The organism is Gordonia heveisoli (genome assembly GCF_030315745.1).
Taxonomy (GTDB): Bacteria; Actinomycetota; Actinomycetes; order Mycobacteriales; family Mycobacteriaceae; genus Gordonia.
Window position 1 is genome coordinate 29,797 of sequence record NZ_JASXSH010000010.1, and the last position, 18,469, is coordinate 48,265.

The window sequence follows — 18,469 nt, forward strand, 5'->3', positions numbered from 1 at the left end:
GACGCGAAACGAGTGCGTTTCTCGGTCACGAATGACAAATAGGACATTACTGGTCCGCTCCATGGCGAGCAGCTGCCATCGGAGTGGGAGCCGGAGTCGGCGCGATGCCGACCAGGTCGCCTGAGCCGGGGCAGGTGCGGTTAGACACGCATCGATGGAGTTCACATGACCATCTCCGACAAGGGCCTTGTTTCCGCGCGCATGCGAAAGGGTCTTCCGGATGCCGCCGGCTCTGGTCGATCACGCCGGCCGGTGGCCACCAAGGTCGCGGATTCCAGACACGGCTCCCCGGGTTCGTCGGAGCCGGTCGAGACGCTTCCCTTGTCGGCGGCACAGCGGGGCATCTGGTTCGCCCAGCATGTCGCGGGCGCGTTGCCGATATCGGTGGCCCAATACGTGGAGATCGACGGTGATCTGCGCACCGATGTGCTCGAGGCAGCCTGTCGGCGGACAGCGCTCGAGTTCGGGTCCGGGCACCTTCGTCTGATCGAGATCGACGGAGAACCGCGACAGTATGTGGACAAGGCCTACGAACCACCGGTACGAACCGTGGATCTGCGCGACGAACCCGACCCGGCGGCCACCGCGCATCGGCTGATGCGTGAGGACTACTCGGCGCCGATCGACCTGCTCGCCGATGCCCTGATGATCAGCACCGTCTACCAGATCGGCTCCCACAACTATCTCTGGTATCTGCGTGCGCACCACATCGCGCTGGACGGATTCGGCGCGGTCACGATGCTGGGCAGAATCACCGAGTTGTACAACGCGGAGCTGCGCGGCGTGGAGGCTCCCGCCTCGGCGGCAAGCGATTTCACGGCGATCATCGAACAAGACCTGGCGTACCCGAAGTCGTCGCGCTACGACAACGACCGGAAGTTCTGGAGCGAGCACCTTTCCGCCGCACCGCCGGTCGTCAGCCTCGGCGGACAGCAGGGTAAGCCGACACTGCATCCGGTCCTGGTGAGCACACCGCTCGCCGAGGACACCGCGGAGTTGCTCGGTGACGCCTCCGACGGCGGGGGTGTCACCCCGCTGATCGTCGCGGCGTTCGCCGCGTACCTGGCCCGGATGACTGGTAGCGCCGAGGTACTGCTGAGTCTGCCGGTATCGGGACGGCATTCTGCGATCCTGCGTCGCTCCGGCGGCATGGTCGCCAACATCGTGCCATTGCGTGTCCGCGTCGCGGGGATGGGCGTCGGTGACCTGGTCGCCGCAGTGCAGGGCGAACTGCTGGGTGCACTTCGACGCCAGCGCTACCGCCAGGAGGACATCTTCCACGACATGGGCATCGCCCGCGACGAGGCGTCGTCCTTCGGCCCGGCGGTCAACCTGATGATGGTCGACAACGAGGTGGCCCTCGGTGATGTCATCGGCCGCCTGCATGTGCTCACCTCGGGGCCCACGCCCGATCTCTTCGTCAACATCTATCCAGGCGCGGGTAAGAGCAGCACGCATGTCGATTTCCAGGGCAACCCCAACATCTATGCGCACCGTGAACTGGCCGATCACCACCGACGCTTTCTGCGGTTCTTACACGACTTCCTCGGTGCCGCATCCGAATGTCAGGTGAGCAGGCTACCTCTGCTCACCGACGACGAGTGGGCCGAACTGTTGCCGCCCCGGGACACGTCCGGGCTCCAGACGCGGACACTCCCGGACATCCTCGCCGACAGCGCACGTCGGCACCGAGACGCGGTCGCGATCCAGGCCGGCGCGGTGCAGCTGACCTACGGTGAGCTCGACGCGATGTCGTCACAGCTGGCCAGGCGACTGATCGCGGCGGGCTGTGGTCCGGAGACGGCCGTCGCGATCCTGCTTCGACGCTCGCCCGCCTCGGTGGCCGCGGCGTGGGCGGTGGCGAAAGCCGGGGCATCGATCGTCCATGTGGATCCCAAATACCCCGACGCGCGCATCGATCTGATCATCGCCGACAGCGGCGCCGCGACGGTGATCACGCTCGACCGTGATCGCGATCGGTTGTCCGGGAGCACGGCCGGTGTGATCGTCATCGACGAGGACCCGCGCGACGGCGGTCGCGACGGGATCGACAGCGGGCCGATCCGGGACGACGAGCGGGTCCGTCCCCTGCGTGCGGACAACGTCGCCTATCTGACCTACACCTCGGGATCGACCGGCACGCCGAAGGGAGTCGCGGTCACCCATGTCGGTCTGGCCGGTCTGATCGCCGACCGTTGCGAAACCTACGGGCTCGACGCCACGGCCCGCGTGTCCTATGCGCTTTCACCGTGCTTCGACGCCTCGATGGAACAGTTCCTGACCTGCTTCGCCAGTGGGGGCGCACTGGTCGTCGTGCCGCCCGAGGTGATCGGCGGTGACCCGCTCACCCGACTACTGGCCGACGAGGGTGTCACCCATCTGGTGCTGACCCCGACGATGCTGTCCACCGTCGATCCGGAGCCGCTGACCGCGCTGCGGGTGGTCGTGGTCGGCGGAGCCGGGTGCCCGCCCCATGTCGTCGACCGGTGGACCCGGTTCGCCCGCATGATCAACGAATACGGGCCGACAGAGGCGACGATCACCGCGGCCGGATCCGTGCTCGAACCCGGTGCGGCGGTGACCGTCGGCGGCCCGATCGGCGGCGTGTCGGTGATGATCCTCGATCCGACGCTGCAGCCGGTGCCCAAGGGTGCGACCGGCGAGATCTATCTGGCGGGGCCGGGACTCGCACGGGGCTATGCCAATCTGTCCGCGCAGACGGCTGCCCGATTCGTCGCCCACCCATACGGTGACCCCGGGGAACGGATGTATCGGACCGGGGATATGGCCCGATGGGTCGAGACCGGTCCGGCGGTCGCGGTGGAGCTGATGGGACGCACCGACTTCCAGGTGAAGATCCGCGGCTACCGGATCGAACCCGGCGAGATCGACGCCGTGCTGGTCGGCCATACCGACGTCGAGCAGTCCGTCACCGTACCGGTGCACAACAACGCGGGTTCGGTCGTGCTGGCCTCGTACGTCATCCCGATGCCCGGCCGCGCGGTCGACCATCTGGAACTGGCGGGTTTCGCGCGTACCTGCCTGCCACCGCATATGGTGCCCGCGGTCATCGTCGCACTCGACACCCTGCCGCTCAACGCCTTCGGCAAGGTCGACCGCCGGGCGTTGCCCGATCCGGTCTTCGAATCGACCGGGACCGGCCGGGCGCCGTCGACGCCGCGGGAATATCAACTGGCGCAGCTTTTTTCCGAAGTTCTCGGAGTGGCGGAGGTGTCGGCCGACGACAGCTTCTTCGCGCTCGGCGGGGACAGCATCCTCTCGATTCAGCTCGTCGCGCGGGCCAAGGCGTTCGGGTTGGCCTTCTCGACCCAGGATGTGTTCGAGGCCAAGACGGTCGCGGCACTGTCGATCGCGGCCACCGACGTGGCGCCCGACACCGGGCTGTCCGAACTGCCCGGCGGACCGGTCGGGTCGGTGCCGTTGTCGCCCATCATGCACGCGATGCTCGAACGCGGACGTATCGATCGATTCGCCCAGGCAGCGCTGGTGGAACTGCCCGATGACATCGAACGTGACGACCTGGCGGCTGCGCTCGACGTTCTGCTGGGCCGACATGACATCCTTCGCGCCAAACTGGTCGGCGCGCAGACACGGGACAGCTACCTCGAGGTACGCCCGCAGGGGGCGGTCGACGTGGACGACGCGCTGGTCGAGGTGACGCTCGAACGACGCGATGCCGACGAGGTCGACGAACAGTTGCAGGCGGCCGCGGACCAGCTCGATCCCCGTGCGGGCGAGCTGGTCCGGTTCGTCTGGATGCGGCATCGCGGCGGCACCCGTCCGGATCTGCTGTGGCTGGTGGTCCATCACCTCGCCATGGACGGGGTGTCGTGGCGAATCATGCTCACCGATCTGGCCGGCGCGTGGCATCAGATCCGCGACGGTGGAGACGCCGGGGGCGCCCCGGCCACCACCTCGGTGCGGCGCTGGGTCCACGGCCTCGTTGAACAGGCACCGGCACGTGCCGCCGCGGAACTGGATCGGTGGGTCGAGGTGCTCGCCGACGGCGAGCAACTCCTGGGCCACCGTCCGCTCGATCCCGACCGCGATGTGCGGGCGACCGCACAGCATGTGCGCGTGCGGATCCCAGCAGATGTCACGGAGGCGATCCTGACCACCATCCCCGCTCGCTTCCACGGCAGCGCCAACGATCCACTGCTGGCCGCACTGGCGATGGCGCTGGCGCAATGGCGGCGGCGTCGCGGAATGACCGTCGACGGTGAACGGATTTCGCTGGAAGGTCATGGCCGCGAAGAGCAGGCCGTGCCGGGAGCAGACCTCACCGCCACGGTCGGCTGGTTCACCTCCCGGTACCCGTTGCGGCTGCAGTTTCGCGACGTCGACGTCGACGACGCCTTCGCCGGTGGCCCGGCCGCGGGGCGCGCGCTCAAGCAGATCAAGGAACTGTTGCGGTCGGTACCCGACAACGGCATCGGTTACGGAATGGCGCGCCATCTCGACGACCAGGGTCGAGCAGCCCTCGGTGAACTGCGCGAACCACAGATCAGCGTCAACTATCTGGGACGGGCGGGGGACCGACGACACACCGGGCCGTGGGCGCCGTCCACCGAGTTCGCCGCGTTGACCGGTACCGAGGATCCATGGATGGCGTTACCCGCGCTCCTCGACATCAACGCGATCGCCGAGCCGGTGCCCGACGGTTTCGAGATCGCCGCCACCTGGGAGTACGCCTCCCTCATCCTCGATCGCGCGGATGTGGCCGAACTGGCCGCCGGCTGGGTACAGGCATTGAGGGCCCTGGCGTCGCACGTCCGGGATGCCGACGCCGGGGGTCACACCCCGTCGGACTTCCCGATGGTCACGACCTCGCAGGAGGAGGTCGACGGGTGGCGGCAGGAGTACCCGGCCATGGTCGACGTGTGGCCGCTGACGGCGTTGCAGACGGGATTGCTGTTCCACGCGATCTACGACACCGGCCGCGAGGCGGCCACCGTCGGTGACGACGGCAGAGGCGCGGCCGGGGACGGATACACCGTGCAGGCCGAGCTGCGGCTCGGTGGCACCGTGAACGCCGATCGGATGCGGCAAGCGGCGCAGACCCTGATCGACCGGCACGACAGCCTGCGGGTCGCCTTCGTGCACACCGCGAACGGCCCACGCCAGATCGTGTTGCGCGCGGTTCCGGGGGACTGGACCTACACCGATCTCACCGACGGTCTGGATGATCCCGGAGATCGCGAGCAGAAGCTGGACCGGCTGCGCAGGGAATCGGCGGCTCCCTTCGACCTGGCGCATCCGCCACTGATCCGGTTCCACCTCGTCCGCGTCGACACCGACGAGTACCTGCTCCTCATCACCAACCATCACATCGTTCTCGACGGCTGGTCGATGCCGGTACTCATCCAGGAACTCTTGACGCTGTTCATCGCCGACGACGCGGTCGGCGAATCGGCGACACCACACTCCTACCGGGACTATCTGCATTGGCTGCAGAACCGCGATCACGAAGCGGCGCTGGCGCAGTGGCGGCGGACGCTCGCCGATCTGGCGGGCCCTAGTCTCCTGGCCGGGGCGCCTGACCGGTCGGTCATCGCCGAGGTCGGTGAGATCACCACCGACCTCGATGAGTCGACCAGCGGCGCCATCCTCGACCTGGGCCGCACCGTCGGGGTCACCCCCAACACTGCCATCCAGGTGGCCTGGGCGATGATGCTCGCCAGTATGACCGGCCGACCGGATGTGGTGTTCGGAAACACCGTGTCCGACCGTCCGCCGCACATCCCGGGTATCGAGGCGATGATCGGGATGTTCATCAACACCGTGCCGGTCCGAATCGAGTTGACGCCGGGCGAAACCGTCGCCGAACTGCTGGCGCGCGTCCAGGCCGAACAGGCCGCGATGCTCGATCATCGCGAGGTCGGGTTGGGCGAACTGCAGCGGATCACCGGGCTGCCCAACATCTTCGACACCGTGACCGTGCTGGAGTCCTACCCCGTCGATCGCAGCGGTGTCGAGCGAACTCTGGCCGACGCCGGGTTGCGATGGATCGATCTCGTCGCCCACGACGCCACGCCCTACCCGGTGAGCCTGCAGGTCACGCCGCCACGTCCGACGCCCGGCGCCACCGGATCATTCCAGGTGGGTCTGCGCTACGCCACCGACCGTCTCGATCCGGCCGCCGCCGAAGGCATATTGGGGCGGTTCATCCGGCTGCTCGACCAGATCGTGACCGACCCTGGCATGACGGTCGCGTCGACCGCGTCGTGCGGGGATTCCGAACGCACAGAACTGCTCTCCGTCGCCGGGCCGGCGGCGCTCCCGGACCGGCTGCTGACCGACATCCTGTCGGACACCGCGGCACGGTATCCCGACGCCGTCGCCCTCCGATCCGGGGACGGATCGATGACCTACCGCGACCTCGATCGCCGCGCGGACCGGTTGGCCGGTGCACTGCGCCGCCGAGGGGCCGGACCGGATATCCTCGTCGCCCTCGCCGCGCCGCGGTCGGTCGAACTCGTCGTTGGCATCTGGGCGGTGGCCCGCGCCGGCGCAGCATTCGTCGCCCTCGACCCCGACGACCCGGCCGACCGACTCGCCGAACTCATCGCCGACGCCGGGTGTGCGCTCGGCGTGACACTCGATTCTCTGGTGCCATCGCTACCCGGTACCGTCGACTGGCTGATGCTCGACGACACTCCGGCGGATGTGGCGGCCGCCGGTGTCGCCACCGCCCGGCCGACACCCGACAATGCGGCCTACCTCATCTACACCTCGGGTTCGACGGGCCGACCCAAAGCGGTACACGTCACTCATCGCGGACTGTCCGATCTCGTTGCCGCGCAAGCCGAGTCCTTCGACGTCGATGCCGATTCCATGGTGCTGCAGGTGGCTTCGCCCGGCTTCGACGCCTGCGTGTCGGAGGTGTTGCTGGCCCACGCGAACGGTGCCTGCCTGGTGGTGTCTCCGCCCGAGGTGTACGGGGGCCACGAACTCGAGGAATTGGTGCGCGCCGCGGGTATCTCCCACGCGATCATCACACCGTCGGCGCTGGACACCATGGACCCTGCCCGGCTCGGCTCGTTGCAAGTCGTCGCGGTCGTCGGGGAGGCCACCGGTGCTGACATCGTCAACCGGTGGTCGCCCGGACGGCGTCTGATGAATCACTACGGGCCGACCGAATGCACCGTGTGGAGCACCGGTGCCGATGCACTGCGGCCGGGGGAGAAGGTGACCATCGGCCGACCGATCCGCGGCGTATCCGCCCTCGTTCTCGACGTATGGTTGCGGCCCGCACCAGCAGGTGTCGCCGGGGAACTCTACATCGGCGGACCCGGCCTGGCCCGAGGGTATTTCGGCCGCCCGGGAATCACCGCATCCAGATTCATCGCGGATCCGCGGTCGGCGCGCGGGGAGCGCCTGTACCGAACGGGCGACCGGGTGCGCTGGGTCCGCGGTGCGCGGGGACTCGAGTTGGAGTACCTCGGACGAACCGACCAGCAGGTCAAGATCCACGGACTGCGGATCGAACCTGGAGATGTCGACGCCCATCTCACCGCTCACCCGGCGGTGGCACAGGCGGCCACGGTTGCCCAACCCGGTCCCGCCGGGCATCCGATCCTGGTGTCCTATGTCGTCGCGACCCCCGGGCAGACCCTCGACGTGGCCGCCCTGCACACCGAGGTCGCCGACACGCTCGCACACTATATGCATCCGACGGCGATCATCGAACTCGAATCGATGCCGCTGACCCGCACCGGGAAGGTCGACCGAAAGGCGCTACGTGCGAGGCAGTTCCACGCCGATACCGGCGATGGACGTCCGCCCGAGACCGTGGCCGAACAGATCATGGCTCGATTGTTCGCCGAAGTATTACACCTCGACTGCGTGTGGGCCGACAGTGACTTCTTCGCCCTCGGTGGCGACAGTATCGACTCCATGCGGTTGGTGGCCCGAGCGCGCGATGCCGGGCTCGTGATCACGCCGCGAACCGTGTTCGAGGCGAAGACAGTGGGCGCGCTCGCGACTCTGGCCGGCGATGCCCACCCGGCCGCCGCCGACTCGCCGGTCGCGCGACCACGCCAGGTCGCCTCCGATCGCGCGTTGCGGCCATCGGATTTCGGTCTCGTGGAACTCAGCCCGGCCGACGTCGACCGGCTGGCGCAGCAGTACCCGTCCCTGTGGGATGTGTGGCCGCTGTCGCCGATGCAACGAGGAATCCACTTTCACGCCAGCTTCGACGCCGGTGTCGATCACACCGGTAGCGACGGCTATACGGTCCAGTCGACCATCGCCTTCTCCGGCGAGATCGACGTCGACCGGTTGCATCGCGCCGCGCAGCGACTCGTGAACCGGCACGACATCCTGCGCGTCGGCTTCGCGGAAACCTCGATCGGGCCCTGCCAGGTCGTCGTGGACGACGTCGACGTCCGATTCCGCGATGTCGACCTCACCGTCGACGACGGTGCCACCGGCGCCATCGAAACGCGGGCGGGGATGCTGGCTGCCGCCGAGGCCGCGGCCGGATTCGATCTTTCCGCACCGTCGCTGATCCGGTTCACGCTGATGCGGTTGGCTCCGGGCGTGTTCCGGCTGTTGATCACGAATCACCATGTGATCCTGGACGGCTGGTCGATGCCGCTGCTGATGGGGGAACTCCTCGCGCACTATGGCGCGACCGACGATGTCACACCGGAAGGTGGCGCGGAGGCGCTCGAACCCGCACCGTCCTACCGCGACTACCTCGTCTGGCTGGGCGAACAGGATGCCGCCGTCGCCAGATCCGCATGGGCGCACGCTTATTCCGACGTCGATGGGCCTACCCGCGCGGCCCGCGGCGCGACCTCCACGGTGATCGACGCGGGCGAGGTCGGCGCCCGGTTGCCTGCGGATAGTCTCACGCGGCTCATCGATGTCGTCGCCGACGCCGGCGTCACCATCAGCAGCGTGCTCAACGCGGCGTGGGCGCTTGGTCTGCGTCTCCTCACCGGTGAGACCGACGTGATCTTCGGCTCCGCGGTGTCGGGCCGCCCGGCAGAGCTGCCGCAGGTCGACAGGACCCTCGGCATGTTCCTCAACACGGTGCCGGTCCGAGTCCAACTCGATCCCGCCGAATCGTTACGCGATCTGCTGACCCGGATCCATGCCGCACAGGCGCAGATGATGGATCACCACCACATCGGCCTCCCCGAGATCCACCGCAGTATCGGTGTTTCCGAACTCTTCGACTCCGCGCTGGCATATCAGTCGTTCCCGCTGCACCAGGCGACACTGCAGCAACTCGTCGCCTCTGCTGGGCTGACTGTCGACAGCGTCACCGGCCTCGACGCCACGCCGTACCCGCTGAGTCTGGTCGTAGCTCCCGAACCGGCCTCCGACACCGCGGCCGGCGGTCTCACCGTCACCCTGCGGTTCGACCGCGGACAGTTCCTCGCAACCGAAGCCCACTCCATACTGGAGCGCTTCGTGACGACACTCACCCAGTTTGCGGAACTGCCGGACACACCGGTCGGCGCCACGTCACATCCCGACGTCGACGCAGTCATGCCGCGGGCGATCGCGGTGAGCGCCACGCTCGGAGAGATCCTGGAGTGGTCCGCACACCATGAATCCGATACGACGGCAATCACCTTCGGTGACGATTCGGTGTCCTACCGGTGGCTGGACGAACAATCGAACCGGCTCGCCAGGGTCATCTTGCGGCGCAACGGCAGTCGACCCGGCGTGCTCGCATGTGCGGTGCCGCGGTCGATCGAGGCGGTCGTCGCGATCTGGGCGGCGGCCAAGGCCGGTGTCGCCTTCGTCCCGATCGATCCGAATCTTCCCCCCGAGCGGATCGCCTTCGTGTTGACCGACAGCGGTTCCACGGTGGGGTGCACGTTGCAGCGCTCGCGTCCCGGCCTGCCGGACTGGACCGACTGGATGATCCTCGACGACCCGGAGCTGTCGGCCGCGATCCGAGCGCAATCGGCCGACCCGGTCACCGACACCGACCGGGAACGACCGATCCGGATCGACGAGACGGCCTACGTGATCTATACGTCGGGGTCCACCGGGACGCCGAAGGGGGTGCTCGTCAGCCACCGAGGACTGGCCGGCGTCGTCGCGGCGCAACGTCGGATTCTCGGTGTCGACTCCACATCTGCGGTGTTGCAGGTGGCCTCGCCCAGCTTCGACGCGTCCCTCTTCGAACTTCTGATGGCCCACGGATCCGGCGGGCGGCTGGTGGTGTCGCCCCCGGACGTCTACGGCGGTCCCGAGTTGGGTGACCTCATGGCCACCGAGCAGGTCACGCACACCGTCCTGACCCCGTCGGCACTGGCAACGGTGCCCGACGGCAACCTCGACACGTTGCGGGTGCTGGCGACGGCGGGCGAATCCGTCGGGCCGGAACTGGTCGCCCGGTGGGCGGGCGACCGCACCATGATCAATCTGTACGGCCCGACCGAGTCGACGATCTGGGCCACGGCCAGCGACCCACTCGTCCCGGGCGCGCCGATCACCATCGGCACCGGTGTCGGGTCGATCGGCGCGGTGGTACTGGACAGTTGGATGCGACCGGTCCCGGACGGTGTGACGGGTGAGCTGTATCTGGTCGGCGGCGGCCTGGCCAACGGCTACGTCGGAAAGCCCGCGACGACCGTGGCACGGTTCGTCGCCTGCCCGTTCGGCCATCCGGGAGCGCGGATGTACCGAACCGGCGACCTGGTCCGTCGCGGTGGTGACGGGCGACTGGAGTATCTGGGCCGCAACGACTTCCAGGTCAAGATTCGTGGTACGCGGGTCGAGACCGGTGAGATCGACGCCGTCCTGGGTGCTCGCCGAGAGGTGGCCTTCGCGGTCACCGTCCCGCTCGCCGGCGCCGGGTCGGCGCCGGTCCTGGTGTCGTATGTGGTCGCGGCTCGGGGTGTGACGCTGTCGGGGGCGGAGCTGCGCGCGGCGCTGGGGAACACGTTGCCCGGCTACATGGTGCCGGCCGCGGTCGTCGTCTTGGAGGAGATCCCCCGGACGGCGACCGGCAAGCTGGATCGGGCGGCGTTGCCTCGCCCGGACTTCGCGGCCACCATGTACCGGGCGACGTCCACCTGGGAGGAAGCGGTGGTCGCGGCCGCCTTCCAACGGGTACTCGAGGTGACCCGGGTCGGCGCTGACGACGACTTCTTCGCATTGGGCGGTGATTCACTCAGCGCCTCGCTGGTGGCGGCGCGTGTCGGCGCCGACCTCGACGTCCGGGTGCCGCTGCGCATGGTGTTCGAGACGCCCACGGTGGCGGGACTGGCGGCGGCGGCCGGTGGTCTCACCCGCGGCGGACGGCTGCCGCTCGCGGCTGCGGTCCGGCCCGACCCACTGCCACTGTCGCTGGCCCAGCAGCGGATGTGGTTCCTGAACCGTCTCGAGGGACGGTCGCCGGCATACAACATCCCGGTGTCGTTGCGTCTGTCCGGGCGTCTTGATGTGGACGCACTCGCCGCGGCCCTCGACGACGTGACCGAACGGCACGAGGTGCTGCGCACGATCTACCCGGACACCGATGGACAGGCGCGCCAGCAGATCCTGCACGCTCGGTCGAGCAGCCTCGCGGTATGTCATGCGTCGTCTGCGAATGTGGCTGCCGCCGTCGAGGAACTGGTCCGTGAAGGGTTCGACGTGACCGCGCATGTCCCGATGCGGGTGGGACTGTTCGAGATCGACGACCGGCGCGTGGACGACGTCGGCGAGTACCTGCTGGTCCTCGTCGTCCATCACATCGCCGGCGACGGTCAGTCGATGGCTCCGCTGGCACGTGACGTGGTGACCGCCTACGCTGCGCGCGTATCCGGGGTGAGCCCGGACTGGGAGCCCCTCAGCGTGCAATATGCGGACTACGCCTTGTGGCAGCGGCAGATGCTGGGCGATGCCGACGATCCGGAGTCGTTGATGCACGCGCAGTTGCGCTTCTGGCGGTCGACTCTCGCCGGTGCCGCCGACTTGCTCGATCTGCCTGCCGATCGACCGCGGCCGGCTGTCGCGTCACTCGCCGGTGGCCGCGTCGCCGTGGACATCGATCCCGACCTGCACGGCCGGTTGTCGGAAGTGGCCCGCAGCCGGGGTGCGTCGCTGTTCATGCTGATCCATGCGGCACTGGCTGCCGTGCTCGGAAGGCTCAGTGGTACCGAGGACGTCGTCATCGGTACACCCGTCGCCGGTCGGGGCGAACCGGGACTCGAAGATCTGGTCGGCATGTTCGTCAACACGCTGGCGCTGCGGACCGTCGTGAACGGTGCCGAATCCTTCGACAACCTGCTCGACCGGGTCAAGGACGTCGATCTGCGGGCATTCGAGAACGCCGACATTCCCTTCGAACGTGTGGTGGAGGACCTGAATCCGCAGCGTTCGACCGCCCATCACCCCCTGTTCCAGGTGGCCCTGGCCTTCCAGAACCTGTCGCGGGCCGAGGTGGAACTGCCCGGGGTGCGGGTGACCCGGGAAGTGGCCGACACCGGGATCTCACAGTTCGACCTCCAGCTGATCGTCGCCGATGAGTACACGAAGGACGGTGATCCGCAGGGTATCTCGGGTGTGCTGATGTTCGCCCACGACCTGTTCGACGCCGAGACCGTCGCCGGATTCGTCCGTCGCCTGATCCGGTTCCTCGAGGCCGTCGCGGACGACTCGGCCACGACCGTCGGAGACATCGAGTGGCTCGGGTCCGACGAACGTGCGGCGCTGCTGTCGGACATCGGTGGTCACCGGGCGCCCGCGCCGATGCTGTTGCCGGAGGTATTCGCCGCCGCGGTTGCCGCCAACCCCGATGGGGTCGCGGTGGCGTCACGTGAGCTGACATTGACCTACACCGAACTCGATCAGCGCTCGAATCGGCTGGCGCGCAGCCTGATCGGATACGGTGCGGGTCCCGAACGGCGTGTCGTCGTCGCGATCGAACGGTCGGTGGAATCGGTGGTGGCCTGGTGGGCCGTCGTCAAGAGCGGTGCCGCCTATGTGCCGGTGGATCCGCACTATCCGACGGCGCGTATCGAGCAGATGGTGTCCGATTCGGGTGCGCGGCTGGGGGTCACGACTGCGGCGGCCCGACCCGCACTTCCCGACGAGATCGACTGGATCGTTGTGGACGGCCACCGCGCCGCCGAACTGCTCGCTCCCCTGAGTGTCGATCCGATCGAGGTGACCGAACGGCGCAACCCGATCCGGTCCGCCAACCCGGGCTGGGTGGTGTTCACCTCCGGGTCGACCGGTGTGCCGAAGGGGGTCGTCGTCACCCACGCCGGGATCGCCGACTACCTCGCCGGACTGCATGTCGAGCCGGACATCGGATTCGACTCGCGGGTACTGCATTTCGCGTCGCCGTCGTTCGACGCGTCGCTGTTGGAGATTCTGCTGGCAGTGAGCGCATCCTCGGCGCTGGTGATCGCGCCGACCTCGGTGCGCGGAGGTCAGGAACTTGCCGATTTCCTGCGTGCGGAGAGTGTGACGCACGCCTTCGTCACCCCCGCCGCGCTGGCGTCGGTGGATTGCGACCGACTCGATGCCCTGCGGGTGGTGATGTCCGGTGGCGACGAGGTGTCGACCGACCTGGTGAGCCGGTGGGTGGGGGACGATCCGGCACGAGCCCGCGAGTTCCGGGTTCTCTACGGCCCGACCGAGACCACGATCGTCGCGACCGCCACCGAAGAGTTGCGGGCGGGGGAGCGGTCGACGATCGGCATGCCGCTACCGGGAATGCAGGCGCTTGTCCTCGACGATCGGCTGCAGCCGGTGCCGGTCGGGGTGGCAGGCGAACTGTATCTGGCCGGATCGGCGCTCGCCCGCGGCTATCTGAACCGACCCGGTCTGTCGTCCGCCCGGTTCGTGGCCCATCCATCCGTCGGTGGTGGGCAACGGATGTACCGCACCGGCGACGTCGTCCGGCGCAACTCGCGCGGGCTGCTGGAATTCCTCGGTCGCAACGACTTCCAGGTGAAGATCCATGGCTTCCGGGTCGAGTTGGGTGAGATCGACGCAGCGCTCACCGCGCGTCCGGACGTGGGCTACGCGGTGACGATGCCCCGTCGTGACGACGCGGCAGGGATGCGGCTGGTGTCCTACGTCGTGCCCGCACCCGGCGCGGTCGTCGCCGGGGAGAAACTGCGCGGCGAGCTCGCACAGGCGTTGCCGTCCTATATGGTCCCGGCCGCGGTGATGGTCATCGACGAGATCCCGTTGACGCCGGGTGGGAAGCTCGACCGGGCCGCGCTGCCCGCACCGGTGATCACCACCCGGGGGTTCCGGGCGCCGTCGTCACCGGTGGAGGAGATCGTCGCCGGGGTCTTCGCCGACGTGTTGGGCGTGGACGGCCGGGTGGGCGCCGACGACGACTTCTTCGATCTGGGCGGCAACAGCCTCATCGCCACGCGGGTCGCCGCCCGGCTCGGCGCGGCACTGGACGCGACCGTGCCGGTGTCGCTGATCTTCGAGGCCTCGACGGTGGAGAAGCTGGCGATTCGGGCCGAATCACATACCGACACCGGTCGCGTCGCGCTCACCGCGCAGGCGCGGCCCGAGCACATTCCGCTGTCGTACGCGCAGCAGCGGATGTGGTTCCTCAACCGGTTCGAACCCGATTCCGCGGGCTACAGCATCCCGATCATCGTGCGGCTGTCCGGCCGGCTGGACGTCGATGCGTTGAGTAGGGCATTCGACGACGTCCTCGCACGGCACGAGGTACTCCGGACCATCTATCCCTACGCGGCAGGCCAACCCACCCAGGTGGTGTTGCCCGCGACATTCGCGCAGGTCTCGACGACGGTCATGGCGATCGCCGAATCGGAACTGGCGCGGGTGATCGCCGAACTGGTCGACATGCCGTTCGAGGTTACGTCCGAGGTGCCGGTGCGGATTCGCCTGCTCGATCTGGGTGGCGACCAGTGGGTTCTCGCACTCGTGATGCACCACATCTGCGGTGACGGATCGTCGCTCGGACCGCTCGCGCGGGATCTGATGGTCGCCTATTCCGCGCGCACCCAGGGGGTCGAACCGGGCTGGTCGCCGCTGGCCGTGCAATACGCGGACTATGCGATCTGGCAGCATTCGGTCCTCGGTGACGCCGCCGACGCCGAGTCGGTGCTGCGCGCCCAGATCGACTATTGGACAGCGCAGTTGGCCGACAGTCCGGCCGTGCTCGAACTGCCCACCGATCGGCCGCGACCCGTCGAACAGACCTACGCCGGTGCCAGTGTTCCGCTGACGATCGACGCAGACCTCCACGCCGGCCTCGAACAGGTTGCGCGAGCCCACAACACGACGCTCTTCATGGTCTTCCATGCCGCGGTCGCTGCGGTGCTGGCTCGGTTGGCTGCCACCGACGATGTGGCGGTAGGTACCCCATATGCGGGCCGCGGGGAGGCCGCGCTCGACGACCTGATCGGTATGTTCGTCAACACCCTTGTCCTGCGAACCCGGCTGCGCGACGATATGTCGTTGCGTGAGTTGATCGATGTGGTGCGGGAGACGGACCTGTCGGCGTTCGGACACGCCGACGTTCCCTTCGAACGGCTTGTTCAAGAGCTGAACCCGGTCCGCTCCAATGCGCACAACCCGCTGTTCCAGGTGATGCTGGTCTTCCAGAATCTTGCCACCGCCGATCTCGAACTTCCCGACCTGTCCGTGTCGGCGGTCGAGCCGGAAACCGGGATGTCGCTGTTCGATCTGCAGCTGACGGTGTCGGACACCTACGACGAGGTCGGCACACCAGCGGGGATCACCGGTGGGGTCACCTATGCCACCGGACTCTTCGACGAATCGACCGTCACCAGCTTCGTCGATCGGCTCCGGCGCATGATGGTGGCGCTGGTGGATGACGTAGACCAGCCGGTGTACGACGTGGATCTGCTCGATACGGGTGAACGGGATCGTCTTGCCCGGCAGCAGGCAGGGGTCAGGCAGGAGATCGCGGCGGCCGAGACCTTGCCCGCGGTGTTCGTACGTGCCGTCGAGCAGTATGCGGGCAATCCCGCGGTGACCGTCGGAGACGTGTCGTTCACCTTCGCCGAGTTCGCGTCGCGGGTCCATCGCCTGGCGCGCTGGCTGATCGAGCAGGGGGTTGGCCCGGACACCCTGGTGGGGCTGCGGATGCGCCGATCGGCCGACCAACTCACCGCGATGTATGCGGTGCACGCGGCCGGTGGCGGCTATGTCCCGGTCGACCCCGACCATCCGGCCGACCGGATCGAGTACATGCTCGACTGTGCGCGGCCGGTCGTCGTCCTGACCTCTCTCGATTCGATCGATCTGTCCGGATACGACGACGCTCCCATCGCCGATACGGACCGACTGGGAACGCTGACGCCGGACAACGTCGCCTATGTGCTGTTCACCTCCGGATCCACCGGTGTGCCGAAGGGCGTGGCGATCTCGCACCGGGCGGTGGTGAATCAGGTGCGGTGGATCGCCGATGCGTATGCCCTGGACGCCGCCGACGTCGTGTTGTACAAGACCCCGGCCACCTTCGACGTGTCGGTGTGGGAGATCTTCGCGACGCTCGCGGTCGGTGCGCGGCTGGTGGTCGCCCGCCCGGACGGCCACACCGATCCGCGCTACCTCGCCGACATCATGGCGGCCGAGCAGATCACGATGACGTCCTTCGTGCCGTCGATGCTGGCGGTGTTCGCCGACTCCGCGGTGCGGGGGCCGGTGGAGTCGTTGCGGGCGCTGCTGGTCGCGGGGGAGGCGTTCGGTGCTGAGGTCGTGGACGCGGCGCGCGCCGTGCTGCCCGGGGTGGCTCTACACAACTTGTACGGGCCGACTGAGTTCACGGTGCACGCGACGGCCCATGCGGTCACCGCGGGCGACGTCGGGGCGGTGCCCATGGGGCAGCCGGTGTGGAACGCACGGGCCTATGTCCTGGACTCCCGGCTGCGGCCGGTGCCGTGCGGGGTGGCCGGCGACCTGTATCTGTCGGGGGCACAGGTCGCGCGCGGCTACCACGGCCGGTCCGGACTGAGCGCCGAACGGTTCGTCGCCGACCCATTCGTCACCGGCGAACGGATGTACCGTACCGGCGACCGGGTGCGGCGCGACGTCGACGGCGAGCTGGAGTATCTGGGGCGCACCGACTTCCAGGTGAAGCTGCGCGGCCTGCGTATCGAACTCGGCGAGATCGAAGCGGTATTCGCCCGGCATGACAGTGTCTCGCGGGCGGTCGCTGCGGTGGTCGACGGTGAAACAGGGGAGTATCTCGTCGTCTACCTGGTGCCGGCCACCGGCGCCGACGTCGACACCGACGCGGTGGCATCCTTCGCGGCGACGGGATTGCCCGGGTACATGATGCCGACCGCCATACTCGTCGTCGACTCGCTACCGCTGACCGCGTCGGGGAAGCTCGACCGGAAACGGTTGCCGCGTCCCACGCTGACCGCCGGGGAGTACCGCGAACCGGAGTCCTGGCTCGAGGGGGAGATTGCGCACACCTTCGAGCACGTCCTCGGGCTGCCCCGGGTGGGCGCCGACGACGACTTCTATTCGCTCGGCGGCAATTCGTTGCGATCGGTGCAGGTGGTCAGTGAACTGCGCGACGTCCTGCATGTGGAGGTGCCGGTGCGCTGGATGTTGTCCGATCCCAGCCCCGCCGACCTCGCCAAGCGCATCGAATCAGGTATGCACGACGGATTCGGTGACACCGAGCCGGGTGCACTGGGACTCGATGTCGTGCTACCGATCCGAACAGGTGGCGACCGAGCACCACTGTTCTGCATTCATCCGGCGTCTGGCCTCGCATGGTGCTATCACCCGCTCGACCAGCACCTATCCGCAGATCGGCCCATCTACGGCATCCAGGCACCGCAGATCGGCGGCGAGATGCCCGGTCCGACGACCGTCCCGGCGATCGCCCGGCGCTACTACGAAGAGATCCGGGCAGTGCAGCCGACCGGCCCCTATCACCTGTTGGGGTGGTCGTTGGGTGGGGTCATCGCGCATGCCGTCGCGGCGCAGATGCGGGCCGACGGGGAGGAGGTGGCTCTGCTGGCCATGCTCGACGCGGAGGCCGACGGCGTCGACGTGTTGGAGGCCGTCGCCGTCACCGCAGGAGAACTGGTCAGCAACCTCGGACCGATCCTCGGCATCGACTTCGTCGGGGCCGAGGCGACCGCGGAGCAGGCCGCCGCGCAGATCGCCGATCACCTGGGTGGCGGTCTGAACATCGACGCTGCCACCATCCAACGGCTCACCGACGCCTACAACCTCATGATCCAGGCGGTGGGCGAATGGCGGCCGCCGGTCGTCGACACCGACGTGCAGTTTTTCACCGCGGCGCGTGACCGGCGAGCCGACGCCGCCGGACACGAGGGCTGGAGCCGCTACGTGAGCGGCGATATCCACAACATCGAGGTGGACGCCGCTCACCTGGAGATGACCGGTATCGCGGCGATCTCGCAAATCGCCGGGACGCTCAACCAGATTCTGGGATGATCGAGATACCCACGGGCCGATCATGACTCGCGAGATCCGCATCCGATCC

1 protein-coding gene is annotated in these 18,469 nt (G+C 68.0%); it reads left to right on the top strand.

Features of this window, described 5'->3' with window-relative positions:
- Positions 1-165: 165 nt before the first annotated feature.
- On the top strand, positions 166-18,420 hold the full coding sequence (locus QSJ18_RS10730; protein WP_286326417.1) for an amino acid adenylation domain-containing protein: 18,255 nt from the start codon (positions 166-168) through the stop codon (positions 18,418-18,420).
- Positions 18,421-18,469 lie beyond the last annotated feature (49 nt).